Genomic DNA, 26,715 nt, shown 5'->3' on the forward strand with positions numbered 1-26,715 from the left:
AAATGATTGAATGGATAATCCGTCGCTCGGTGGCCAACCGTTTTCTGGTGATGATGGGCGCGCTGTTTCTCAGTATCTGGGGCACCTGGACCATCGTGCATACGCCGGTCGATGCCCTGCCGGACCTCTCCGATGTGCAGGTGATCGTCAAGACCAGCTATCCCGGTCAGGCGCCGCAGATCGTTGAAAACCAGGTCACCTGGCCGCTGACCACCACCATGCTGTCGGTGCCGGGCGCCAAAACGGTGCGCGGCTTCTCGCAGTTTGGCGACTCCTACGTGTACGTGATTTTTGAAGACGGTACCGACCCGTACTGGGCGCGCTCCCGCGTGCTGGAATATCTCAATCAGGTGCAGAGCAAGCTGCCCTCAGGCGTCAGCGCCGAGATGGGCCCCGATGCCACCGGCGTGGGCTGGATCTTTGAATACGCCCTGGTCGACCGCAGCGGTAAGCATGACCTTGCCGAACTGCGCTCGCTGCAGGACTGGTTTTTGAAGTATGAGCTGAAAACCATCCCCAACGTCTCCGAAGTGGCGTCGGTGGGCGGCGTGGTCAAAGAGTATCAGATTGTCGTCGACCCGCAGAAGCTGACCCAGTACGGCATCAGCCTGTCGATGGTGAAATCGGCGCTGGATGCCTCGAACCAGGAGGCGGGCGGCTCGTCGGTCGAACTGGCGGAAGCGGAGTATATGGTACGCGCCAGCGGCTATCTGCAGACGCTGGATGACTTCAACAACATCGTGCTGAAAACCGGCGCGAACGGCGTGCCGGTCTACCTGCGCGATGTCGCCCGCGTGCAAATTGGCCCGGAAATGCGCCGCGGTATTGCCGAACTGAACGGCGAAGGCGAAGTGGCCGGCGGCGTGGTGATCCTGCGCTCCGGCAAGAATGCCCGCGACGTGATCGCCGCGGTGAAAGACAAGCTGGAGACGCTGAAAGGCAGCCTGCCGCCCGGCGTGGAGATCGTCACCACCTACGATCGCAGCCAGTTGATCGACCGGGCGATCGACAACCTCAGCTACAAACTGCTGGAAGAGTTTATCGTGGTGGCGCTGGTCTGCGCCCTGTTCCTGTGGCACATCCGCTCCGCCCTGGTGGCGATTATTTCTCTGCCGCTCGGCCTGTGTATCGCCTTTATCGTGATGCATTTCCAGGGACTGAACGCCAATATTATGTCGCTCGGCGGGATCGCCATTGCCGTCGGGGCGATGGTGGACGCCGCCATCGTGATGATTGAAAACGCCCATAAACGGCTGGAAGAGTGGCAGCATCACCATCCACAGCAAAAGCTCAGTAACGACACGCGCTGGAAAATCATCACCGACGCCTCGGTGGAGGTTGGCCCGGCGCTGTTTATCAGCCTGTTGATTATCACCCTGTCGTTCATCCCGATTTTCACCCTCGAAGGCCAGGAGGGGAAACTGTTTGGCCCCCTCGCCTTTACCAAAACCTGGTCCATGGCGGGCGCGGCGCTGCTGGCGATCGTGGTGATCCCGATCCTGATGGGATTCTGGATCCGCGGTAAGATCCCAGCGGAAACCAGCAACCCGCTCAACCGCTTCCTGATCCGCATCTACCATCCGCTGCTGCTGAAGGTCCTGCACTGGCCAAAGACCACGCTGCTGATTGCCCTGCTGTCGATCCTCACCATCATCTGGCCGCTTAACCGCGTCGGCGGCGAATTCCTGCCGCAGATTAATGAAGGCGACCTGCTGTATATGCCCTCGACGCTGCCGGGGATCTCGGCGGCGCAGGCGGCAGATATGCTGCAGAAAACCGACAAGCTGATCATGACCGTGCCAGAAGTGGCCCGGGTGTTCGGCAAGACCGGTAAAGCGGAGACCGCCACCGACTCCGCGCCGCTGGAAATGGTCGAAACCACCATTCAGCTTAAGCCGCAGGATCAGTGGCGGCCGGGAATGACCATGGAGAAGATTATCGAGGAGCTGGATAAAACCGTGCGCCTGCCGGGGCTGGCGAATCTATGGGTGCCGCCGATCCGCAACCGCATTGATATGCTCTCCACCGGGATCAAAAGCCCGATCGGCATTAAGGTCTCCGGGACGGTGCTGTCCGATATCGACGAGGTCGCCGAACGGATCGAAGTTGTCGCCCGTACCGTGCCGGGCGTCACCTCGGCGCTGGCGGAACGCCTGGTGGGCGGACGCTATCTCAACATCGATATTCAGCGCGAGAAAGCCGCCCGCTACGGCATGACCATCGGCGACGTCCAGCTGTTCGTCTCCTCCGCCATCGGCGGCGCCATGGTGGGCGAAACGGTCGAAGGCGTTGAACGCTACCCGATCAACATTCGCTACCCGCAGAGCTATCGCGACAGCCCGGAAGCCCTGCGCCAGCTGCCGATCCTGACGCCGCTGAAGCAGCAGATCACCCTCGGCGACGTGGCCGACGTGAAGGTGGTGACCGGCCCTTCGATGCTGAAAACCGAGAACGCCCGCCCGGCAAGTTGGATCTACATCGACGCCCGCGATCGCGACATGGTCTCGGTGGTGCACGATCTGCAGCAGGTCATCGCCCAGCAGGTGAAGCTGAAGCCGGGCATCAGCGTCTCTTACTCCGGGCAGTTTGAGCTGCTCGAACGCGCTAACCAGAAGTTAAAACTGATGGTGCCGATGACGCTGATGATCATTTTCGTGCTGCTCTATCTGGCCTTCCGCCGTTTTGGTGAAGCCTTGTTGATCATCACCAGCGTGCCGTTCGCCCTCGTTGGCGGGATCTGGTTCCTCTACGCCATGGGGTTCCACCTGTCCGTGGCGACCGGCACCGGGTTTATCGCGCTGGCCGGGGTGGCGGCGGAGTTTGGCGTGGTGATGCTGATGTACCTGCGCCACGCCATTGAGGCCGACCCGACGCTGGAAAATCCGCAGACCTTCAGCGCCGAGCGGCTCGACGAAGCGCTGTATCAAGGCGCGGTGCTGCGCGTGCGGCCAAAGGCGATGACCGTGGCGGTGATTATCGCCGGTCTGCTGCCGATTTTATGGGGAACCGGCGCGGGATCGGAGGTGATGAGCCGTATCGCCGCGCCGATGATCGGCGGAATGATCACCGCCCCGCTGCTGTCGCTGTTTATCATCCCGGCGGCCTATAAGCTGATGTGGCTGTACCGCCACCGGCAGAAACCGCCCGCGTCATCGTAAGCGGCGGATACCAAGAGGGCGTCAACACGGCGCCCTTTTTTATCACCTCGGGACAGCACGGTCGGCTCTCGCAAAAACAGGGGATCGCACTACACTGGTCATCGGATGCCACCACCAGCAGAGGGATCGCCTTGCAAACCGTTCGTACCGTGCCGTTACCCGGAAATAGCCGGATCGTAAATCTCTTTGCATCACCCGAGCTTGCTGATGCTTTCGCCATCACGCTGCCGCCAGATGCGCCTTCTGATATCAACGCCTTGGCTCATCAGGTCCTGGAGAGGCCACCGCGCTGGTTCAGATGGCTGCTGGCCTGCCGGGATATCATGGTCAAACCCTTTGGCATCCACTCCTCCACGCAAATGCGCGCCGCGCTGGTTGCAGGCGGTATGCCGCACATCGATTTCTTTCCGGTAATCGCCGTAGAGAGCAACGAGCTGATCATCGGCGCCGATGACCGGCATCTGGATTTCAGGATCTCGGTGCTACAGCGTCACTGCGGTGAAGAGGATAAAAGAGAGGTTGTGCTGGCCTCCGTGGTGCACTGCCATAACCGGACCGGGAAGCTGTATATCACGCTGATTGCGCCCTTCCATCGCCTGGTGGTGCGCGCCATGCTTAAGAGAGCGGCGGCACGGGGCTGGCACTAAGCCACCTACCACGCAACGCCAACCGGGGGCCTGCTACCCCCGGCGACGAACGTCAGACGCGTTTTTTCTCCAGCGCTTCCCACAGCCCCATCAGGTAGGTTACCCCTAAGGCGCGGTCGAACAGCCCGTATCCCGGACGCCCGGTCTCTCCCCAGATAAAGCGGCCGTGGTCGGGGCGAATATACCCGTCAAAACCGTTATCGTGCAGCGCCTGCATCACGCGGTACATATCCAGCGAGCCGTACTGCGAAGGGTGCGCCGATTCGTAGAAGTCTTTGTCTTTAATCAGCTTGATATTGCGCACATGGGCAAAGTGGATCCGCTTGCGGCGCGTAAATTCAGCAAGGATTTCATAGACGTTGTTATTCGGGTCTTCGGCAATTGAGCCGGTGCACAGCGTAATTCCGTTGGCCGGAGAATCGACGGCGTCGCAAATCTTCGTCAGGTCCGCATGGTTTTTAACGACCCGCGGCAGACCGAAAATAGAATACGGCGGATCGTCCGGGTGAATCGCCATTTTCACGCCCACTTCTTCGCAGACCGGAATAATCGCCCGCAGGAAATAGAACAGGTTCTCGCGCAGTTTATCGTCATCCACCCCATCATAGCGGGCGAAGAGTTCCTGCACTTTTGCCAGACGCTCTGGCTCCCAGCCCGGTAACGCAAAGCCGTTGGCGTTATCGAGCACCTCTTTGACCACCTCTTCCAGGCTCTTATCAATGCCGTGCTTTTCGAAGGCCATGGTGAGGGAACCGTCCGGCAGGACGTAATTCATGTCGGTCTTCATCCAGTCAAACACCGGCATGAAGTTATAGCAGATGACCTTTACCCCAAAGCCCGCCAGGTTACGGATGGTTTGCTTGTAGTTTTCGATATAGCGGTCGCGTTCGGGGGTACCAATTTTAATATCGTCATGAATATTAACGCTTTCAATCACTTCCATCGTCAGGCCCGCGTCGTGAGCCTGTTTCACCAGCGCCTGAATTTTGTCGACGGGCCACACTTCGCCGGGAGCCACGTCATACAGCGCCCCCACCACCCCCTCGACACCCGGCACCTGCCGGATATATTCCAGCGGGATTTTATCTTCCTGTGGCCCAAACCAGCGCATTGTCATCTGCATTTCGTATCCACCTTTTCGTTGCGTCAGTGCATCATGTTGATGAGTAAGTACCATACTAGTATTGACTAGCATATGCACTAATACCCCGCCGATCAACCACCCGATAAAAAAAGAGTGCAGCGACGCAAGAAATCTATTTCACGAACGCAACGGGTGAAGGCCAAACTGTGGGAATTATTGTTTTGTTGCTGTAAAAGAAAATAATGAATTTAATTTTTTAGACTTACACCAACACCGTTATTTATTAACAGAAAAATAAATATCACCGCATTTACCCCAGCCCTTAACCTGCCTGACAGGTAATAACATGCGGTAGCTCACATTTTTATTATCGCATCTTGTATGGTAGTAGACGTTAAATGAAAAGAGGGTTTACCCTCGTCCTCCTTGAATTCCCGTAATGCACCGAACCCCGCCTCGCCGCGGGAACCTTTAGCGCAAGCAGCACCGTTTATGGAGTAGGTATGTCGCTGATAAATAATCATTTCATGATAAACAACGAGCCAGGGCAGCGGTTATATTCTGACGTAGCAAAAGCATTGCCGATTATTGATTACCACTGTCATCTTGACGCCAAAGCGATTTGGGAAAATAAACCGTTTCGCGATATCACCCAGCTGTGGCTGGAAGGCGATCATTATAAATGGCGCGCGATGCGGGCCAACGGCATTGCCGAACGGTACATTACGGGACAAGCCAGCGCGGAGGAAAAATTTGCCGCCTGGGCGCAGACGGTCGAATCCAGCTTTGGCAATCCGCTGTATCACTGGACCCACCTTGAGCTGAAACACTATTTTGGCATCGACGACACTCTCAACAGTAAAAACTGGCGCGATATCATGGCGCGCTGTAATGCGCAGTTGCGTCAGGATGATTTTTTACCGCAGGCGCTGATCTGCCGCTCCAACGTCGAAGCGCTGTGCACCACCGACGGCCCGCTCGACGATCTGACCTGGCACCAGCTGCTGGCGACAAAGGCCGATTTCGCCCCCCGGGTTCTGCCCACCTTCCGCCCGGATGAGCTGTTCGACGCCCATCCCGACCGCTTCCTGACGTTTGTCTCGCAGTTGGCGCAGAAAACGCAGCAGACTATCACCTCGCTGGAGACCTTCCTCGCCGCCCTCGAAGCGCGGGTGAGCTTTTTCCACGACGCCGGCTGTCGCGTGTCGGACCACGGGCCGCTGGAGATCCGTTTCCGCCCGCTCGACGCCGCCGGTCAGGCCGCACTGTTTCAGCGTCGGCTGGCAGGCGATGCGCTGACGGAAGACGAATGTCAGGCCTGGGACAGCATGATATTTGTCGCGCTGGCCAAAATGTACAAGCAACGCGACTGGGCCATGCAGATCCACTTTGGCGCCATTCGGAACAACAACCAGCCGATGTTCAATCAGGTTGGCATCAACTGTGGCTTTGACTCCATTGGCGATCAGACCCACCTGGCGCAGAGCCTCAACGCGTTGCTCAACGCCATGGTCGAAAATAACGGCCTGCCTAAAACCATTGTTTATAACCTCAACGCCCGCGACAACGAGGTGGTGGCCTCCACCATCGCCAACTTCCAGAGCGGTGAAGACGGCATGAAATCGCCGCTGCAGTTCGGCTCCGGGTGGTGGTTTAACGATACGCGACGCGGCATGGTCAACCAGCTGAACGCGCTGGCCGATCAGGGCTTGCTGGCCAACTTTATCGGCATGCTCACCGACTCCCGCAGCTTTGTCTCCTATACCCGCCATGACTATTTCCGCCGGATCCTCTGCGACCTGGTGGGTGGCTGGGTCGAGCGCGGCGAAGTCCCGGACGATCGCGACATCCTCGACACCATGATCCGCGGAATTTGCGTGGACAACGCCCGCCGTTATTTTCGTTTTTGATCGCCAGAGACAGGGATAAAGCATGACCCGTAAAAACAGAAAGGTAACCATCCCCGTCAGTATCGGCTACGGCCTGACGGACATCATGGGCGGCGGCGCATTTACCGTTATCGGCGCCTGGCTGCTGTTCTTCTACACCACGTTTGTCGGCCTGTCGCCGATTGAAGCGGCGTCGATTGTGGCTATCGCGCGGATCGTCGATGCGGTCGTGAGCCTGTTTATGGGCAGCTTCACGGACCACTTTTATAAAAACTATCTCGGTAAGAAATTTGGCCGTCGCCGGTTCTTCCTGCTGATCGGCGCCCCGCTGATGCTGGTTTACACCCTGCTGTGGCTGGACGGCATGAATTACTGGTTCTATCTGGCGGTGTATCTGGCCTTTGAGATCATCGCCGCCATGGTGCTGATCCCGTGGGAGACGCTGCCTTCAGAGATGACCAAAGATTTTAATGGCCGGACCAAGCTGTCCACCTGCCGCATGTTCCTGTCGGCCTCCGGGACCTTTCTGGCGACCTTTATTCCTGGCCTGCTGATTGCCGCGCTGGGGGAAAACAACGCCGATGCGTATCTGATCAACGGCGTGGTGTTTGCCGTGATGTTTATGATCTGCGTATTTATTTCGTGGAAAGTGACCTGGGAACGCGAGCTGACGCCGGAGATGCTGGCGGAACTGGAAAAAGAGCAGAAGCCGACGAGCGGCGCTGAAAAACTGGCGGCCTTTGGCAACCTGTTCAAGGAGTATGCTTCAACCCTGAAAGTCCGTGCGTTCCGTAAGCACCTGGCAATTTATCTGTTCTCCTTTACGGCGAAAGATGTCTACAACACCGTGTTCGTCTTCTTCTGCGTCTACTGCCTGCAGGTCTCCTCTTCACTGGCGGGTTCGCTGCTGTCGATGAGTATTGTCGGGCTGCCGGTGACCCTGGCGGCGGGCGTGGCAATCATTAAGTATGGCCCTTCCCGGCTGTATGTTTTCGCCTACTGCCTGATGCTGCTGTGCCTCGGCGGCTTCTTCCTGGTGTATCAGTTCCCGACCGACAACAAGGTCATGCTGTTGGTGATCCTCGCCGGCGTGTACCAGGTTGGCCGCTGCGTGCTGGAATTTACACCGTGGAATGTCTTCCCGTTTATTCCCGATATTGACGAGATGATCACCCGCCAGCGTCGTGAAGGGCTGTTTGCCGCCGTGATGACCTTCTCGCGGAAAACGACGGTCGCCATCGCCACCTTTGCCGTGGGCCTGCTGTTGCAAAGCGGCGGCTTCGTGAAAGGCAGCCTGACGCAGCCGCAGGAAGCCATCAACACCATCGCCACGCTGCTGTTTGCCGGAACCGCCGTGCTGCTGCTGATTGCGTTGTGGCAGGCGCTGACCTTCCATCTGAACAAGCGCACGCACAAGATTTTTGTCGATGAGATTGAGCGCCTGAAGGCCAACGGTCTTAAGCAGGAAGTGACGCCTGAAGCACGCCATGTGGTTGAAGACCTGACGGGTTATCGCTATGACACGCTGTGGTGCGACACGCCGCCGGAGCGGGCAAAGGCGGGAGAACCCACCACCGTTCTCAACTGACAAGCGCCTGCTGCCGCACGGCTCAGTACTACAAGCAAAAAAGCCGGTGTATCGCCCTCTCGCGAACACCGGCTTTTTACTGCCCCGGAGCGTGAGCCCACCGGGGGAAACGCGAGCTACTGCACCATCTTCTGTGTTTTTTCGACGTCTTTCAGACCGCCTTCATTGATGGCGTGCTTATACCCCAGCTCCTGCAGCATTTTTTCCGCTTTACCGGACTGGTTGCCGGTATTGCAGTACAGATGCAGCGTGTCGTCTTTATCTTTGGTGACTTCGCCAATGCGTGCTTCCAGCTGCTTCAGGGGAATGTTTGTCGCCCCTTCCACATGTGTTTCCTGATACTGGTCGGGAGTGCGGACATCAATCCAGTGTTCAGCGGCCCACAATGACGTGGAGGCCATGAGCAGAGCGCCCGTTACGATCGTTTTTTGACTGTCTGACCCAGAGTAAACATCACGGTAGTTCTCCTTTTTTGTTTTTCCTGACATCGGCAGCCATAGTAGGTGAAATTATTCCTGCAGTTCTTTGACCTCATCTGGAAAATGACGAGAAACTGTTCAGGAACCTCGCACGGGTTGCATTTCAGAGCAAATAGCCATAATTCATTCATGGATTATATGCATGTGTAAAAGCGAGTAAAAAAAGCAGGGAGAGTGGAAGCCGGGGATAAAATGGCTATGCTTAAAGATAACGTCACGTTGTAATTCATTGATTTTATTTCCAGGGAGTAGATATGGGGTTCTGGAGAATTGTATTGACGATTATTCTGCCACCACTCGGCGTGCTGTTAGGTAAAGGCTTCGGCTGGGCATTTATTCTGAATATTGTGCTGACCCTGCTGGGCTACATCCCCGGCCTGATTCATGCTTTCTGGGTACAAACGCGCGATTGATCCACGTTACCTGTACGGCGCAGCAGCGCCGTTTTTATTTGTTCGGTGATACCTGGCCTGCCCGCGGTTTATATTCACTTCATTTATTCTTCAAAATATATCCAGCCGCATTATCATTTTTATTTAACTCTGAAAACAAGGCAGAAGGTTCTTATTATGTTTTGTTTTCAGCTGGACTTTATTTTTATTACTGGATAAATTCACAGGTGTTATTTAGTCGCGATATGAACGTGTGACTGCACGCCCACATCGCTCATCACCATCACTATTTATAGAGAATAGCCATTATGACTGATGTGGATTGTATTTCAGATTCAGGTGAACCAGAAGTATTGCCAAAAAATAAGCGCCAGTTAACCGTGGGTTATGTGCGTCGTTTTGCCGACCACAGCCGCCTTGCGGCGTTGACCATGAGCGGCAAGTGGCTGGAGGCCGCCGGGTTTACGACGGGCACTAAAGTGGATGTGCGCGTGATGGACGGCTGCATTGTGCTGACGGCAATTGACCCCGAGCCGGAACTGGAAGCGGCAATGCGCCGGGTTGAGAAGCTGTCGGCGAGAAAGCAAAAGCAGGTTCAGGAGTTTATTGGGGTGATTGCGGGGAAAGGCGCGCGGGCGTAATCAGCATTGCTCCTGATGGGTCAGGAGCGTTTATTTTCTTGCAGCAGGCGTTGTAATGCTTGCGGTGTTAACGGCGGATGAGTTCGGTGCAGCATCGCGTGGCAATTAGGACATACCGGAATGAGATCGGTGTTAGGGTTCAGCTGGTAATCCTGTTTGATCGCCGACAGCGGCACCAGATGGTGAACGTGAATAAAGCCTTTGCCAATATTCCCGTATTGTTTTTCCATATCAAGGCCGCACACTTTGCACGTACAACCATGGTAGCGAATTGCGGCCTCCCGGGCGCGACGATCCCTTTCGTAGCGGTTAACCAGGACCTGAGTAGCCGCCCCTTCGACAAAATCAGCCGCCGACCGCCATTCCTCCGGGAAGACATATTCCTCAGGCGGGTCATTTTCTTCAGGACCATGAATGATCCGAAACCCTTGCTCGGTCAGCAGTCTGACGCACTTCGATTTAACCCCACCGCTAAAGTCCGCCGGCGTAAATTCCACGCCCGTCATCAGGGTCGCGGCGATACCCACGATGGCTTTTGAGGGATAGCGACGCCCTTCAAATTCCACTTCATACAACCGCGCCGGTTTGAATTGATGCGCGATACCGGCATCGTAAGCGTGGATGGCTTCGAGGATATATTTGCGTGGCAGATGGTCAGGCAGCGTTTTCATAGAGTGAATTAATGTTGTCGAAAGAGGCTTTATTATACGTAAAGCGGCGAGTCACTTTCTAATACATGCATTCAAATTATGAATTAAACGAGACCGATGTTAGGTCTCAGGGCTTAGAAGCTTGAACAGGTGGTGTTTTGCGAGCATCATCGCAATTATTTAGCTCACGATCTGACGCGATGGCATCCAGTAAAACCCTACAACACGCGATTGCCAATATCACAATCTGGCGTAAAGGCGAGCAGCGTGCACCGCATAAGCCGCTGTTGTTACTCCACGTGCTGTCTCAATATCAGCGTGGACACCCGCGGATGTTTGATTACACGTCTGAGATTCGCGATCAACTGCGTAGTCTGCTGGAACGCTTTGGCCCGCAGCGTGCACAATACCGCCCGGATATGCCTTTCTGGCGTTTAAAAGGCGACGGCTTCTGGGAACTTCACAACGCCGAGCTGTGCTCGACAACAGGAAGCGACCAGCCCCCGCCTAAAGAGCTGGAATCCTGTCACGTGGCGGGAGGTTTTGACGAAGCGCATTACTCGCTACTCGCCGCCAACAACAAGCTGATTAACACCCTTGCACATCAGATCCTCGACACCCATTTCCCGGAGAGTATCCAGGAAGAGATCGCCGACGAGATGGGTTTTAGTCTCCAGCAAATCCGTAGGGAACGCGATCCGCAGTTCCGCCAGCAGGTCCTTAGGGCCTATAACTACGAGTGCGCCATCTGCGGCTTCAATATGCGCCACGATAATACTTCCGTTGCGCTGATACAAAAAAACAGATGTGCCAATTCCTTTGAACTCATCCAAAGGAACAGAGCAATGCAAAAACATTACCCACATCTAAAGAAAATTACCCCGAATGACTTCCTGCTAAATATGATTAACCACCATCTTAATCAGATCCTGGCATGTCACTCCAAAATACTGGCGTTTCGAATGGATTTTGATTACCAGCGAGGCACTAAAAGATTTATTCGTAATTCCTCATTTGAGATACAGGATGATCTCAGAGACCTCACTCAGGCGATGACGAACCTTCCTGGTGTCACTGGTATTTTCTGGGTACTGGAATGGACATCAGAAGGAGTAGTTCATGCCCATGCGATTTTCTATCTTAATGCTCAAGAACATCAGAAGTCATTCCCATTCATTTTACAGGCGGAGGAAATGTGGCTAGAGATTACCCATGGTGAAGGCAAGTCTCAGAGATGCAAGCCAAATGAATATCATCGGGACAACATTAACAACGTTGTTGAATATCACAATAATGAAGCCTCAAACAGCTTAAGACGTATAGCCAGTTATCTGACAAAAGAAGACCAGAAATATGATTACCCAATCTGGGGATGTAATGAGGTTCCACCTCCTGCACGACAGGGAAGACCCAGAAAATATATACTAGGCTAATACTAATTTTTTACGGCACCACCGGTACCTATGCCGGAGCGGGGCAGTAACAATAATAAGACCTTCTCCGGTTTCCATTCAGATACCGGAGAATAAAATCATGACTATTCAAATTTCCCTGCTCGAGGACCAGTTCATCGATATGGCATTCATTACGCAACTCACCCAGTTGACCGATAAATGGTTTTACAAGCTTATTAAAGACGGTAAGTTTCCAAAACCAACCAAATTTGGTCGCAGCTCCCGCTGGCGGAAAAGTGAAGTGGAAGCCTGGCTACAGGCGAGAATCGACGAATCACGCAGCTAGATACCTCTCGTTATATATCACCTTCCTGTCAGGCAGACTCTTTATCCGTTGATTGCGGAGGTTTGCGGCTGCCTGTCATTCAGTATTCAGGGATAATTCACCATGAAAGAGACAAAGACGCGATATGACAGTTTGTTAATCAGCTATCAACGTTGGCTAAACGGGTTCACAAAACTGGCCATCATGAATGGCATGTGTCACCCCAATATCCAGGCCAGCCACCATCTGATGGTGGGCAGTCTGTACTTTCCCGGCGCGGGGCACATGACTGCCGTGGTACCACAGTGCCTTTACCGACTGATTTACGGAAGTCAGCATCCAGAGCCAGTGTCGGTATTGACTGATATGCAAATCAGCCTTGAGACAAGGCAAAAAACTTTACTGCACTACCCAATGTTGGAAGGGATATTACTGAGTGAATGTATCCGCCTGAAGCAGCGTCCGCTGGCGAATAAGCTGATTAGCCTGCTACAACAATTCAGTTCACCGGAGTATCGCCACAAACTGGTCTGGCTATGTTGGTACGATTTGATGATAGGTGCAACGCTGGAAGACTGGTTGGATAACCTGAAACGTAAGGCACCTGAAGATCTAGGCTTGTGGCTGGTTGGACGGCAGGAGGAAAACATATCCCTCACGCAAATGATGGATGAATATCTGCTATTTACCGGCCACTGATATCAGTTCCGATCTGTGCCTAACCGCTTTGATACCTCAGAAAAAGCAGAACTCCTCACTCCGCGCCCTTTTCTCAATGACGCCACCTATGTCGAAAAGGAAGGGGGTTACTGGGTTCAGTTGTGCAAGATTGAAGCAAACATCGTATAGCCAGCCTTCCCCCACGATTTAAGGTGCGTGAGATTCGTCATTAGCTGATCTTGCTATGCTGCTACGACTTGGAGCCAGGAACATCAATGATTAACTGAATGGAAATCCTGAAGCGGATGAATCATGAGGAGATTTACTTTTGGCTGGGGCAACGAGAGGAGGAAAATGACGTGCTTACAAGACTGATGGATGAAAATATTTTTATATCTTATTGAATAAAAAGTAAAAATAACCCATACAGAATAGTTCACCCCCGTGTAAATTTGGTTTATAGAACTAAATTTCGGCACATATCGGAATGAGGTACGCAATTTTTCACGTGGAAAAACTGTAATTTTTGTCCTGAGTTACGTAAAATATCACGTAACTAAATTCACCTTATGCTTTTATGGATTACAGCATGGCTAGTGTTGATGCAGATTACTGCTACTCTTTTCCAGCTATACGTGGCATTCAGGCTGGTCGTCCTTTCTACATTGCCACATGCCCGATGCGCATCATACCCAAAATATTCAGCTTTGATGAAAATGACGTCCCCCCTGAGCTACGCGCGCAACGCACTCTGAATAAATCACGTATCCCCGAAATGGTGCGTTATCTGCTCGAAAATCCAAAAGATTATGTGTTTTCAGCTCTAACAGCGTCCATTGCCGTTGACGTTCAGTTTGATGAGTTTCCCAACTCTAACAACCTGGGGACATTATGCGTGCCAATGGATGCACAAATTCTAATCAACGACGGTCAGCATCGCCGTAAAGCGATTGAAGACGCTTTGGATGCTCGCCCGGAGCTGGGCCAGGATAATATTCCGGTGTTGTTCTTTGTTGATGAAGGCTTAAAACGTAGCCAGCAGATGTTCGCCGATCTGAATAAATACGCCATTCGCCCCAGCCCGTCGCTGGCGTCTTTGTACGATCATCGCGATGCCAGTTCAAATCTGGCACGTTACCTGGCGATGTCCATAGAGCCGTTTGTTGGAATGACAGAACTGGAAAAATCTGGCATCAGTCAGCGGTCGAATAAGTTATTTACGTTGAGCAGCATCAAGCAGGCTACCCGCGCATTGTTGGGTAAAGATCCCAAAGAGAACAACTTTGAGGAATGCACCCAAATTGCTACCCAATATTGGCAAGCTATTTTTAGCGTGATGCCGGATTGGCAGCTAGCGGCTAAAAAAGAGGTTTCACCGGTTCAGTTACGACAAGATTATATTCACGCTCATGGCATTGGATTGCAGGCACTTGGACAACTGGGATATACCCTGCTAACGGATTATCCTGAGCAATGGCCGGAGAAAATAACTGCACTTAAAACTTTTAACTGGCGCAGAAACAACCCGGATCTCGTCAAACGTGCGATGCAGCATGGCAAACTTAGTAAAACCAGTACCGCGATCCAGCTCACCTGTAATGCGCTAAAAACTGCGCTCTCAATCCCCCTCACTCCTGAAGAACAGGAGCTTGAAGCTCAAATGGTTGTCTCATGAGTAAATTAGTTCAGGCCTACGATTTGGCCGAATACGAAGATTTTATTAATCAGGAGCAGTTCGCTGGACGCCCTCTGGCCGAATATGTTGCTGAGGTTCAAAGAATTTATTGTGCAGATAAGCGTCCGTGGGTAATTGGCTATAGCGGCGGGAAAGATTCTTCCGCCGTGATCACGCTGGTGTATCTGGCCCTGCTTGGCCTACCCCCGGAAATGCGCAACAAAGATGTTTTTGTAGTGTCATCCGATACGCTGGTGGAAACACCAGTGGTAGTAGATTTAATTAAGAAAACGATGTTGCAGATTGAGGCAGGCGCAAAGCGTAATAGCCTGCCGATCACTCAACATGCGGTAACGCCTAAAACTAATGAAACCTTCTGGGTCAATTTACTGGGGAAAGGTTATCCAGCCCCAACCCGTAGTTTTCGCTGGTGTACCGAGCGTATGAAAATCAATCCGGTGAGCGACTTTATTAAAGATAAGGTTAGCCAGTTTGATGAAGTGATTGTTGTCCTCGGCTCACGTAGTAGCGAGAGTGCCTCCCGTGCGCAGGTCATCGCAAAGCATAAAATTGATGGTTCACGCTTGGCACGGCATACCACGCTGGCAAATGCATTTATCTATACCCCTATTGATACCTGGGATGTAGAAGACGTCTGGAAACTGCTGCGCGGCGCGTTCCGCTATGCTCCTGAAGATATCGACGAATGGGAAAGCCCTTGGGGTGGAAACAACCGTCCTCTGTGGACGCTATATATGGACTCGTCCGCACAGGGTGAGTGTCCCCTGGTGATCGACGAAAGTACCCCCTCTTGCGGGAACTCTCGCTTTGGCTGCTGGACCTGTACCGTAGTCACCAAAGATAAAGCGATGGAAAGTCTGATCAAAAATGGCGAAGAGTGGATGTCACCATTGCTGAAATATCGTGATCTGCTGGCGTTTACCACCGATCCGGCGAATAAAGACACCTATCGCAACTATAAACGCCGCACCGGTAAGGTGAGCTACCAGTACGCTAAAGACGGTGAAGATCGTAGTGCAGAGCGTAAGCATGTTCCTGGCCCCTACTGGCTCAAATACCGCCAGCAGTGGTTAAAAGACTTACTGGAAATTGAGCGTGATTTAAACGCCCAAGGCCACACGATTACGTTAATTACCCAGCCGGAGCTACACGCTATCCGCCAGGAGTGGTTGAAAGATCCTAACGAGCCAGACTGGTACGACACATTACCGGGGATTTACCGCGAGGTATATCAGCAGGATCTGAATTGGGTGGTTGACGATCAGTCGCGCTTTGATGCCAGCGATGCTGATTTGCTGGTGCAGATAACGCAAGGGTTTGACGTAGTACCTGAAATGGTGATGAAACTGATTGAGCTGGAAACCTCGATGGAAGGGTTAAGTCGTCGCCAGGGGATTTTTGACAAGCTCGGCACAATTTTAAAGCAGGACTGGGGCAGCCTGGAAGAAATCCAGCAGCAACAGGCAACGCTGCAAAAACGCAACGACCGGGATATTCATCAGGACGAAGTGAATAAGCTAGAAGCTGAACTCCAGACTTTACAGCGCAGAATTATCGATGCAGGCGAATCGTCTGTGCTTATCGATGAGGAAAATGAACGTGCTCATTAAGCAACTAGTATTACATAATTTCCGCGTATTTTGCGGCACACACACCATCGATCTGGCTCCCAGAAAGCGTCCACATGAAGTAAACCCTCGCCCGATTGTGCTATTTGGTGGTTTAAATGGTGCAGGGAAAACATCTATTTTGTCGGCAATTCGACTGGCACTGTATGGGCGTTTAGCGTTTGGCCCGGCAATGCAGCAGCAGGAGTATGTTGAACAACTCGGAGCACTGGTGCACAACGGGACGTATACAGCAGAGCGTCCGGATGAGGCCGCAGTAGAACTGACCTTTACCTACAACCAAAACGGCCATGAGACTGAATTCACCGTCACGCGAAGCTGGAAGAAAGGAAAGAAAGATCGTCTCTCTTTGCAACAGGATGGACAACCGCGTAGTGAACTCAGTTATGACCAGTGCCAAGGGTTTTTGAATGAATTAATTCCCCACGGTGTCGCCGATCTTTTCTTTTTTGATGGAGAGAAGATTGCAGAGTTGGCGGAAGATGAATCTGGCAATATTCTGCGTACAGCGGTGCGTCGTTTGTTGGGACTGGATCTGATCGCCAGACTACAAAATGACCTGATGATTTTTGTCAAACGCCAGCAAACCGCGCAGTTGGCTGGCTCCCAGCAACAGCAGGTTGAAGCGCTTGAAGCAAAGATTAAAACGCTTGCCGGTCAGGCAGAGAAATTGCTGGAAGAGGCCGATTTCGTCAACTCGCGGATTGAATTTTTATCCCAGGACATTATTCGCCATGAGGGATTGTTAAATGCGCAGGGCGGCGCATTTGCCCAGACTAAAGCACAGGAAAAACAGAAAGTTGAAACGCTGTTAAAAGAAAAAGAGCGTCTGGAAAAAGCGTTACGACAGGAATGCGATGGATCGTTGCCCTATGCGTTAGCGCCTAATACGTTGTCGCGGTTGCTGGAAAAAATTGCCAATGAAGCACAGATCAAGCAGGCGAAAAATTTTGAGACGGAGTTAAATCAATTTTTAACTCAACTCAAAAATGATATCGCGTTCCGTTCCAGCAGTGAGAGTAGTACCAGAGCCATTGCTACCGAAGCGATTACCAATAATTTGGACGCATATATGGCAGCCAAACCAAAAGGTGATTTGCTGTTTGATATTTCTGAACGTGAAGCCGGGATGCTCCAGCAGTCCATTGAGCAGGACAGCAAAAAAGCATGGCAGCGTTTTGATATGTACCGCCATCAATTAGCGGATATTGAACAACAACTGGAGCAAGCCGCTGCTAATATTGCTCGCGCCCCGGAAGACGAGCAGTTAATGGATCTCTTTGCAGCATTACGCGATCTCGATCATAAGCGTGAAAAACAGCGGCAAAAATATCGCTCATTGCTGGAAGAGGCTAAACGAACGAAACAGCAGCAACTGGAATGTGTTCGTCAGGTACAGAAAGCACATGACATAACCCGTAGCCAACATGGTTTGAGCAGCGCATTTAAAAATGCGCAGGAAACCATTAACCTGCTCGATTACTACAGTGATGTGTTAACACAGGCTCGAGTGAAGAAGTTATCTGCTAACTTTGAAATAGCCTACCGCAAACTTGCTCGTAAAGAGGATTTACAGCTTAATGCGCACATAAATCCACAGACATTTGATGTTGAACTGGTGGATGAAAAGGGTTCGGTGATTAATCGTAAGCTGCTTTCTGCGGGTGAAAAGCAGATTTATGCGATTGCGATTCTTGAGGCGCTTGCAAAAACCTCTGGGCGTGATTTCCCAGTGATTATTGATACGCCGTTAGGGCGTCTGGATTCTCAGCACCGGGATAAGTTGATTAATCATTATTTCCCGGAGGCCAGCCATCAGGTTGTGCTGCTATCCACCGATACTGAAGTGGACGAGCGTTATTTCGTCGACCGACTGCGTGATGATATTTCTCATGCTTATGAGATTGTGTTTAATGCGCATACCAAATCATCTGCGCTGAAACCCGGTTATTTCTGGGAACTAACTAAGGAGGCTGTTTGATGCTCCCGAATCGAATGGTGCTTAGTCGTCAGACTGAAGACCAGCTCAAGAAGTTAAGAGGATATACTGGAATTACGCCAAATGTCGCGGCTCGACTAGCATTTTTCCGCTCGGTGGAGAGTGAGTTTCGCTATTCGCCTGAACGGGATAGTAAGAAGCTGGATGGCTCGTTGGTACTGGATAAAATTACGTGGTTGGGGGATACCTTAGAAGCGACTGAATTAATTTTGAGGATGCTGTACCCTGGACTGGACCAAAAAATGATAATTAAAGCATGGGCTGCGCATATTGAAGATGGAATTGCCCCTCTAAGAAATCATAAAAACATATTAAGCTTGGCAAAAGCAATCTAGTATAAAAAAACTCAATCCACCTTCAAAATGAAGGTGGATTGGAAAAAATTATGATGGCACCTTCTCATTTAAATAATTATATACTTTCCCCTGACCTACAGTTGTAGATGTATATTCAGTATTGTTAGTAAACTCTATCGGATTAACTTCCTTTATAGCAGCGCATAACCGACTAACACTATCCATGTTTATTTCAGACATAGACATTAACCTTGTACGAAGAAATCTAAACAATGCAGAAATACCGATTGTTCGAACAAGAACAGTCCTCTCACTAATACATCTTTCAGTCCAAAAATGTTCCTTAACCGCACCGAAAAACATCAACAATATCTGCTCGATAGCTTTATCATTATTATTTATATAGAATCCACGCAACGGACTATTGTCTTTAGACTTTGTACCTAAAAGCCTCTCACGCCCTTTATTATCGTCACTTGAACTTATGGCGTTAATTATATATCTATCAGATCTAGGGTTTTTAGATATAAGTGATAAAACGCCATCGATAAATACTGATGAAGAAATAGACCAATCGTCAGCAGTAACCTCTTGTAATACCCTATTTTTCAATCTTTGGTAAAAAGGATAGTCATTAGCTTTGTTAAATTTCTCGCTGAAATAGACCGCAAGTAAATCAGGAGGCCAATACTCTCTCGATATATCATCTAATGAATATCCAAACAATCTATAGGCTAAGCTTTTAGGAACTTTTTGTTGATTAAAATTTATAGTTGAAAATATAGTCGCTTGATTTGATGGAGGTAACGAGTCATAAATAGAACAGGGTAATTTTATCTCTTTATTTTCAGCATAACGAAAGCCCAGCAACCTATGTTGACCATCAATTACAGAACATAATCTAAGGTTAATATTAGGAATGGTTATGATATATAAATCACCATTAACTTGCTCAAACTTCCATTTTTCATCCTCTGTTGCAGGAATATCACTCTCATTATGATTAACTGATAATATAATAGAGTTAGGAAATGCAGCCTCATCAGAGTCAATAAATTTAGCTATATCTAATGCCCGCGGCATCGATTCTTTTCTTTGTACTCCAGAAATCTCTCCATTATCAATCTCAGCTTGATTCACATAAATGCATTTTAAAAGATCTTCTGCAGACATTACAGTCTGGAAAAAATCACCATATGGCTGAGTTACTTTAATAGCATTTATTTTTATAGGGTTAGTCATATCAAAGCCCCTTACCAGGTTCATCATCAACTGCCACAGCTGATAACTCACTAGTCACAATCGAATCTGGAGTTACAGGTTTAGGCCCTTCAAAGTCTGGTTTAACAACTGTAATAGAAAGCCATAACAACAAAGTTATAGAAAATGATAAAATCAACATGAAATTTACATTATTTTTAAGTCCATAAAATGAGAAAACAAATGATAAAAACCATAAAAAAATAGAGAAGGACATCATAACCTGCTTACGATGTTTTTCTGATGATGTCATGGAATTATCATTATCATCATTCTTTGATAGTCGCTCTGCGGCTAACACCCCTAATGTAGTTATAATAAAAGAGAAAATTGAAAATCCTAACTGAGTATTATCATTTAAAAAGAAAGGGCCAATCCATATGCCACATGTCGACACTGACAAAGTTACAAATGATATAAATATAAACTTTGGCTGAATAATTCTTGGGTATAACCCACGAATATCCGAGACTAAATTACCCCAATGAGCAAGATCATTCTTTGACATATCCGATAACCTATTGATGAATAGATAAAAACTATAGATTCAGTTCCCAAAACGCCCGGTCACGCATTTTCTTAACCTGCTTATCTCCATCAACATACAGGCTAAAATGCTTCTCAAGCTGTCGAATCTGCCCCATCAAAGACTCCTGCTCACCTTTATCATCGACGTTAAATACCGCCTTGATATCCGCGTTCCTAATCTCAGAAACACGATGGATCACCCAAGTCAAAATATAGGAAGCATAATTATTCTCTCCAGTCTTAAAGTGAGTGATCTCCTGCGTTGATAGGATCGCACCAACACCATACTCACGGCCTTCTTTAAGGATCTTACGCAGACTGGAAAAATCCTGACGCATAAAGTTATCGGCTTCGTCCACCAGAATCATTTTAGTGAGCTGACGATAATCCCCTCGCACTACTGGTTTACCGCGCTTTTGCATCTGCGCGTAAAAAAGATCCAGCGTTAGTGCAACCACAAGGTTTTGCACTTCTGGCGGGTAACCAGCCAGTTCAATCACAGTGACACCGTCAATCAATTCGTACAAACTGGTCATCTTTTCCGGGATTGTCTCGAATATCTTGTAACGCGCCAGTTTAGAAAGTGCTGCGTAAAGCGAATCTTCTTCAACCTTTTCCTGATCGAGGAAGCGCTGCCATACATCTTCAATCGTCGGCGCAGTCCGTGACCATGTTGTCGGATCTTCCGGCGAAATGCCTGCCGCTTCGTAACATTCTAAAATCAGATTTTCTAATTTGAGCTGCTGCTTATGGCCCAATCCATAAGCTTTCGCCATCGTTTCCGATAGTCCACCAGCGGTATGGATTGGTAGCATTGGCGTGTCACCAAACAGAGATAAGGGGTTGTAAGGCAGCTTAAATAATTTGTACTTTTTGGCCCCCGTAGAATCAAGAAAAGCCTCATCCACATAGTCTGATTTGTAGTCGAAGATCAGCAAACCAATAGGTTTGCCATCAACGTTACAGGACTGATTACGCATCAACTGTGTGACCAGCGATTTAGTAAACTGGGTTTTACCGGTGCCCATCGTTCCAATAATGCCGGTATTGGTATTCATGAACTTCGCGGTGTTGGTTGGCTCCCAATGTAACGGGCTCTGACGCGCAGCATCATGACCAAACAGGATCCGTAATGGAGTATCGCTTTTATCAGAAGTAGCCACGGGTACAGCAGGCTGTAACGACTCCGGTTCCGAAATGGACTGTGCAGTAGCCGGCGTTGTGACTTCTACCACAACTTTGGGTTGTGACGGAGTGGCATCACACTCTGGCTTAAGCCGGTATTTTTCCGGCACCCGATAACGTTCCGCCAGCGGTGGTTCATTCCCCTGCGCAGCAATTAACGAAGGCAGCAGTGAATAAGGGATTTCAATCTGTAAGATATTCTCCGGTGTCTCTTTATAAGAGAGATCGAAGCAGGTTGAGCTGTCCACATGCGCCACGACGAAGCCGTTCGCATACTCGGTCAACTCACCTAACTGATAGTCACCCGTTAACCACCATTCGCGTCGATCCAGCAAGGGAGCCAGTTTGTCGCTGTCCAGCACTCCATACAGGCGCAGTTTCTCCACCTGCATCAGCACCTGACGTATAAAGAGCGCCCGATACAGCTGTGATGCCAGCGTCTGTGGTTCCAGAATGTCCTGCTGTAAGTAGCGTTTCAACTCACGAGCCTGTTGGCCTGCATAGCTGTAGTCCGGTCGGGCCCCAGTTTTAACTTCCAGCGGCAACAGATAGAGGCGGTCTTCTTTGAATCCCACAAAGAGTACATCATCAGAGATGGCACCTTTACGATAACCCTGTAAATTTCTCGATAAATCAGTCTCTTTCATTTTCAGCCCGACATTGCCGGACACGCGGATCATTTCGGCCACCGATAGCGGAATCCAGCAAATATCGGACTGGTGCAACATGGATTGCACAAATTTGTATGCGCCTATAATGCCGTGTTTCTCTTTACGCTCTCTTTCACTGGAGCGCAGCATTTTCAGCAGCCATTCGCCATTAAAAGCATTAAATTCAGCCAGCAAATGCTGACTATCAACAGCAGGTTGCCCTGACTGGCTTCCGGTCTGGAGCAACCGCAGGAACAAATCAACCTGCTTCGTGACGGTGACGGCATCGTAGCCTGCACAACTGGTGTACTGGTCAGAATAGTGGATAAGCACCACATCTTTCTGACTGGTGAAAAAGTCGAGGGTGACTTTAGGATCAATGATGGTGGTCCAAAGCGCGCTGTTGTAGGAGTAATTGAGCAGCTGTTTAAAATTGCCGCTCACAGCCAGGCCGATCCCTTGTCCATGATACTGGCTGTTGCTTTGACGTGCAGGTTGCCACAGGCAGCCGATTAGTCGGGCAAGACGCAGAGCGCAGTAGGACTCAGTATCCACATCACGCAGGCCAAACGCGGTAAAGTAAGCATCCCCCTGCGTTTCGGCACCTTCCCCAGCGATCAACCCATGACACAATACCCCGCTGGACGCATCTTCAATGCGGATCTGGCGGCAATCCACAGGTGCTGTATTGGTGAAAAATGCCAGATGTGCATAGGCCAACTTGTCGCTTTCTGACGGCAGGACAAACTTGCTGAACGTTAACCGGCTACGCAGCAGGTCAATCAGCATATCGGCTTCCGCCCGCCATACGCCGCTGTTCAGATCGAGATCGTTTTTAAGCTGCTCATAGCTACCACTTTCGGCAAAGTGATCGAACATATTGGGTAGCAAACGTTCATCGTAGCAGTTCACATGCACCGAAATAGCGTGCTCTTTTTCTTGCTTAAAATATTCTACTAATCCCAGAAACAGTTCTTTGGCGTTCCCTTGATTAATGGCATTGATAATCAACGCACTGTTTTCAGCGCTCTGGAACAACCGGGCGTAAGCGTCCGTGAACTCATTGAGTTTGTCTTTTACCAGACGTTTAACGTAGTCATGGCTGACCTGCCGCTGGGGAACCGCGTCAATCCAGAAACGGTTTTCCTCCACCGGCTGTAGTTGCGCGTATTCATGCTCACTGTGGTAAACAAATGGCATTAAGCCGGAAACCATCAGGCGATCGAGAGTAATCGGTGGTAGTGTGGCAAATGAAGCCGAATCGTGCTGTTCCGACTCCGCAACGATAGTTTCTGCCAGTTGTAGATGGTAGGCCAGCACTAATGGGTGCAGTGGTGAGAGGCGCTCATGGCTATCATTGCGGCAGATCCCCAGATGCAGAAGACGTTTCTCCTGCGCTGTCAGCGCTCTGCTCAGGCCGATTTGCTGGAGTGACTGTTCAAACGTAGTAACAATATAGCTGACCAGTGTGCGATATTCTGCTGACCACGACACCAGACTCGGCAGGGTGTTACGACGATGATAGTAGGCAAATAGCTGCTCATAGGCGTTATGGAGATCGGGGTAGCTGGCTAGAAGTTCATCCAGCGCAAACACGCTATCGTCACTTCCCGTACCCAGCAGACGTTGCTCAATTAATGAGGCTTCCAGTATCAACAACTGCTGGCGTACACCGACAACCTTGTGTTCAGTATTATCGAGTATGATGCGCCCTTTTAGTCGGTTCCAGGTTGCATTGCCCTCTTCTTTGAACAACTTATTGAAACGACTTTGGTCAAAAAGCAACGGCAGCGTTAGCCCTTCTTCTGCTCCCGGTCCCTCGATGTTAAACGACAGACGGGAATCACCGGAGACGAGCACAAACTGAACCAGGTCGCTTTGATTTGCCAGCGTCTCAAAATTCACCAGAGCATAATGCTGGCAGTCGATGTCTTCGCTCTCGTCATCCAACGTACAGGTAAGGTTGCCAGACTCGGCAATACGCAGCGTGTTATCTTCCAGTTGCAGGGTTATTTGATCTTTACCTGGCTCAACGCGGTAGCAGTGCTGAATATCGTTTAGCCAGAATTGTCCCTGCTCGACCAACAACAGGCGAAATTTATACTCTTCGGCTGAATTATTGCGGTTGGTCAGTTCGAGACTAAAAAAGCAGGGATGCCCGTCAAAAGGTACAGATGCAATAATGCGGGAAGTCTTGCCGCCTGCCCGGCTAGTGCGCCAGAAAGGCATGTTCTTTAACTGGCGATTATGGGCAATTTTTATCTGGTTATCCTGAAGATCATTACCCTGGAAACTGAACTCCAGCTCAGCCTTTGATTGCCCTGGCTGCACCTGCACCAGCAGGCTGATATCACGTTTGCCTGCCTTACTGGCGCTTTTCGCCCGTTGCCAAACCTCGCCGTTTTCGACGGAGACATTCTCCAGCACCAGTTTTTGTTCGCTGTTCTGCTCTTTCTCTTTCCTGTAGTCAGAGAAATCGAGCTCACGCCAGTCGCCTTTATCGTAAAAATGCTCCTGAATGAATTTTGTACTGAATTCAGGCAGTACATTCTCCAGTTGTCCGCTGTAGCGTTCAACGCTGTCTTCTATCTGGCGATATAATTTCCGGTTTTCATTCAACCGGGTGCGTAGCTGTTTTTGGCTATAGTTCAGTAGTTCATCATCTTTAAACAGATGAAGCTCAGAGAAATCCAGATTGCCATCATCCAGCAAGCGATACAGCGACGAAAAACCAAAGACAGTCGCGCCTTCATCCAGTACCGTCGCCAGTTGATCCTCCAGCAAACAGCGGGACAATTCTGAACGGTTACTATCGGTGGTAATTAGCTTTTCCAGTTGATGGCTGAAGGTTTGCGGATACCAGATAGCATCCGGCGCTGCCACGTCTTTCGTGCTGTTAATCAGGGTATCGAGCATACTGTTGTGAATAATCAACAGCGCTGTTTGGGCAAAAACGCCGCTGCGCCCTGCAACTTCATCGCGCAAATGAGAAATGTAGTTTTCTGTGAATGCTGGAGCCTCGGCACCGTGCAGTACAGGAATAAGCTGAACACCATTGCAGGGAAGGCAATCAATATATTGCCCTGGCACAATTTCCAACTGATTGCCGTCCGCCAGAGAGACGAATGCTTCCCAGAGTTTTAGGGCATTATCGGGATCGGGAGATTTGAACTGGTAGCGCTCGCCGGGCTGAATGATGCCACCTACCCATTCAATAAAGGTTTCGGCCAGATAGGTTTCATACTGTTTTACGGACATACACGGCGTCTCCACTATCACTCATTCGCTCTACATTTCCCATGCGTTCATAAAACGCCACCAGCGTTTGCGCCGACTGGTTGTCCAGATAAAAACCGCGCTGTTCAAAACCACGCAGCAGTTCGTGCAGGCGGAGTTTGTCATTTTTGCCCACAGTGAGATTGGTCAGCAACAGAAGACGATCCTGATTCAGCACCAGCACTTTCCCTGCCCGACCACGCACCTGAATGAAGTCAGTGCAAATCTGGTTTTCCAGCTCATTAACGTATTTACGATTTACCGTCGCGCGGTCAGTTTTTTTACCCTGGAACTGCTCTACGGCAACGGATAAGAGCTGTTTGAAGGCATTTTCCAGGTTTGTTGCGCGTTCACGAGCTGGAAGATCTCGTTCTTCCTTACTAATAAATTTTTGTATGTAATCATTAAGCTCATCTAACACTTGATTTGGGGTGCCCGAATAACTCAAACAATCCTGATATACCTGCCAGAGAGGGCGTTTTTTCGCCCCTTTTACCTGCAACACCTCCAGCGCGGAAAGTATCGGGAACAGTTTTTCGCTCTGGCTGGCGAACAGCTTATAGCCATAACGTTTCACCTTTTCCCGTTCAGAGCTGGCTTTTTCGCTATCAAGAATAAAAAACAGCGATTTGCTTTGTGGTTCACCGTCCTGCCAGTTGTCCAGATTGAGCGCCAGTTGAGCGCACCAGCTAAAGGCGTACAAACGTAGGGTGTTGGTCAATTCTTGTAAAAGGTATTGTGGGTGCTCCGCCAAAAACGCCAGATCGGACTGAAAACACGTGACCATATACGGAAGATAGGGTTGCTCTTCGGCAAAAGGTCCTTTCCCCAGCAATTTTATTTTTTCATTGAGCTTATTCAGCATTTGCTGCTCAATGAAGTTCAGTCTGTCCTGTATGGGGTAACGAAGGCTGAAATCGCCCATCAAATTGGCAAATAGCGTGCCAAGTCGTTTATCTGCCGTTGAACCGGCACTTATTTTTTCACCATTAAACTGGGCGTGGAACAGTAAAAAAAGTGGGGAGACACGGAAAATATCCTGACTGGAAAAATACATCCGTTCCAGCACGGACCAGAATGCAGGCTCATCAAGCAGCTCCTGCAGATGTGTTTTACAATCTTCACGGAATTGTTCGGGATCGTAAGCTTCGATTTTGCGTTTCAGGGCGTAGCTAAGGACCAGACCGGTGACGAATTGCCAGCTAATATCGTTATTTTTATTGCGCACAGGCAGGTAACTATCCAGTTGATTGTTACCCACTTTTAACTCGTTTGCGATAGGGTACATTC

Annotated in this window: 19 protein-coding genes and 1 pseudogene; 13 read left to right on the forward strand and 7 right to left on the reverse strand. The window is 50.1% G+C overall.

Features of this window, described 5'->3' with window-relative positions; all coding sequences use genetic code 11:
* The first annotated feature begins 2 nt into the window (after positions 1-2).
* Together HF679_RS15635 and HF679_RS15640 are read left to right on the forward strand one after the other, a co-directional pair.
* Positions 3-3,158, forward strand: a complete 3,156-nt coding sequence (locus HF679_RS15635; protein WP_187042191.1) for a CusA/CzcA family heavy metal efflux RND transporter — start codon at positions 3-5, stop codon at positions 3,156-3,158.
* 131 nt (positions 3,159-3,289) lie between these two features.
* Positions 3,290-3,805: a DUF2867 domain-containing protein gene (locus HF679_RS15640; RefSeq protein ID WP_187042192.1), complete on the forward strand. Its 516-nt coding sequence runs from the start codon at positions 3,290-3,292 to the stop codon at positions 3,803-3,805.
* A gap of 52 nt (positions 3,806-3,857) precedes the next feature.
* On the opposite strand, the gene uxuA is transcribed toward HF679_RS15640, so the two are convergent.
* Positions 3,858-4,928 (reverse strand): mannonate dehydratase, encoded by a 1,071-nt coding sequence (uxuA, locus tag HF679_RS15645; RefSeq protein ID WP_123757957.1) that lies wholly within the window; start codon positions 4,926-4,928, stop codon positions 3,858-3,860.
* A gap of 464 nt (positions 4,929-5,392) precedes the next feature.
* Here uxuA and uxaC point away from each other — a divergent pair, with 464 nt between their 5' ends.
* Together uxaC and HF679_RS15655 are read left to right on the forward strand one after the other, a co-directional pair.
* A complete protein-coding gene (gene uxaC / locus HF679_RS15650; protein ID WP_187042193.1) occupies positions 5,393-6,799 on the forward strand; it encodes a glucuronate isomerase in 1,407 nt (468 codons plus the stop codon).
* A 22-nt stretch (positions 6,800-6,821) separates the two neighbouring features.
* Complete coding sequence (locus HF679_RS15655) at positions 6,822-8,366, forward strand: MFS transporter (protein WP_123757955.1); 1,545 nt, start codon at positions 6,822-6,824, stop codon at positions 8,364-8,366.
* Between the two features lie 116 nt (positions 8,367-8,482).
* On the opposite strand, the gene pspE is transcribed toward HF679_RS15655, so the two are convergent.
* A complete protein-coding gene (pspE, locus tag HF679_RS15660) occupies positions 8,483-8,788 on the reverse strand; it encodes a thiosulfate sulfurtransferase PspE (protein ID WP_410003359.1) in 306 nt (101 codons plus the stop codon).
* 311 nt (positions 8,789-9,099) lie between these two features.
* On the opposite strand from pspE, the gene HF679_RS15665 reads away from it, so the two are divergent.
* Both HF679_RS15665 and symE read left to right on the forward strand, forming a co-directional pair.
* A complete protein-coding gene (locus HF679_RS15665; RefSeq protein WP_015585265.1) occupies positions 9,100-9,258 on the forward strand; it encodes a YqaE/Pmp3 family membrane protein in 159 nt (52 codons plus the stop codon).
* 287 nt (positions 9,259-9,545) lie between these two features.
* Positions 9,546-9,878, forward strand: coding sequence for an endoribonuclease SymE (gene symE / locus HF679_RS15670; protein ID WP_123757953.1), 333 nt, complete (start codon positions 9,546-9,548; stop codon positions 9,876-9,878).
* Positions 9,879-9,898: 20 nt separating this feature from the next.
* On the opposite strand, the gene HF679_RS15675 is transcribed toward symE, so the two are convergent.
* Positions 9,899-10,549, reverse strand: coding sequence for an HNH endonuclease (locus tag HF679_RS15675; protein WP_187042195.1), 651 nt, complete (start codon positions 10,547-10,549; stop codon positions 9,899-9,901).
* A 179-nt stretch (positions 10,550-10,728) separates the two neighbouring features.
* On the opposite strand from HF679_RS15675, the pseudogene HF679_RS15680 reads away from it, so the two are divergent.
* The 7 genes and pseudogenes from HF679_RS15680 to dndE form a co-directional block, all read left to right on the forward strand.
* Positions 10,729-11,319 (forward strand): annotated as a pseudogene (locus tag HF679_RS15680) (phosphorothioated DNA-binding restriction endonuclease); the annotation flags it as partial.
* 742 nt (positions 11,320-12,061) lie between these two features.
* Entirely contained in the window at positions 12,062-12,268 is a 207-nt protein-coding gene (locus HF679_RS15690; protein WP_039055622.1) for a helix-turn-helix transcriptional regulator, read from the forward strand.
* A 102-nt stretch (positions 12,269-12,370) separates the two neighbouring features.
* Positions 12,371-12,946: a hypothetical protein gene (locus HF679_RS15695; RefSeq protein WP_187042196.1), complete on the forward strand. Its 576-nt coding sequence runs from the start codon at positions 12,371-12,373 to the stop codon at positions 12,944-12,946.
* Between the two features lie 550 nt (positions 12,947-13,496).
* Positions 13,497-14,582: a DNA sulfur modification protein DndB gene (gene dndB / locus HF679_RS15700; RefSeq protein WP_187042197.1), complete on the forward strand. Its 1,086-nt coding sequence runs from the start codon at positions 13,497-13,499 to the stop codon at positions 14,580-14,582.
* Positions 14,579-16,213 (forward strand): DNA phosphorothioation system sulfurtransferase DndC, encoded by a 1,635-nt coding sequence (gene dndC, locus HF679_RS15705; protein ID WP_187042198.1) that lies wholly within the window; start codon positions 14,579-14,581, stop codon positions 16,211-16,213. Before dndB ends, dndC begins: the two co-directional genes overlap by 4 nt.
* Positions 16,203-18,212, forward strand: a complete 2,010-nt coding sequence (dndD, locus tag HF679_RS15710; RefSeq protein ID WP_187043063.1) for a DNA sulfur modification protein DndD — start codon at positions 16,203-16,205, stop codon at positions 18,210-18,212. The genes dndC and dndD overlap by 11 nt, the downstream gene beginning before the upstream one ends.
* Entirely contained in the window at positions 18,212-18,565 is a 354-nt protein-coding gene (dndE, locus tag HF679_RS15715; protein ID WP_187042199.1) for a DNA sulfur modification protein DndE, read from the forward strand. The genes dndD and dndE overlap by 1 nt, the downstream gene beginning before the upstream one ends.
* Before the next feature lie 48 nt (positions 18,566-18,613).
* Here dndE and HF679_RS15720 read toward each other — a convergent pair whose 3' ends face one another.
* Genes HF679_RS15720 through dptG form a run of 4 tightly spaced genes read right to left on the reverse strand, consistent with a single transcriptional unit; the run spans position 18,614 to position 26,713 of the window.
* Entirely contained in the window at positions 18,614-19,768 is a 1,155-nt protein-coding gene (locus tag HF679_RS15720; protein ID WP_187042200.1) for a DNA phosphorothioation-associated DGQHR protein 1, read from the reverse strand.
* Between the two features lies 1 nt (position 19,769).
* Positions 19,770-20,294 (reverse strand): hypothetical protein, encoded by a 525-nt coding sequence (locus HF679_RS15725; RefSeq protein ID WP_187042201.1) that lies wholly within the window; start codon positions 20,292-20,294, stop codon positions 19,770-19,772.
* A gap of 31 nt (positions 20,295-20,325) precedes the next feature.
* Complete coding sequence (dptH, locus tag HF679_RS15730) at positions 20,326-25,407, reverse strand: DNA phosphorothioation-dependent restriction protein DptH (RefSeq protein WP_187042202.1); 5,082 nt, start codon at positions 25,405-25,407, stop codon at positions 20,326-20,328.
* A complete protein-coding gene (gene dptG, locus HF679_RS15735; RefSeq protein WP_187042203.1) occupies positions 25,388-26,713 on the reverse strand; it encodes a DNA phosphorothioation-dependent restriction protein DptG in 1,326 nt (441 codons plus the stop codon). The genes dptH and dptG overlap by 20 nt, the downstream gene beginning before the upstream one ends.
* Between the last annotated feature and the right edge of the window lie 2 nt (positions 26,714-26,715).

Origin of the sequence: Enterobacter sp. JUb54 (genome assembly GCF_014298075.1) — a bacterium.
GTDB classification, from domain to species: domain Bacteria; phylum Pseudomonadota; class Gammaproteobacteria; order Enterobacterales; family Enterobacteriaceae; genus Klebsiella; species Klebsiella lignicola.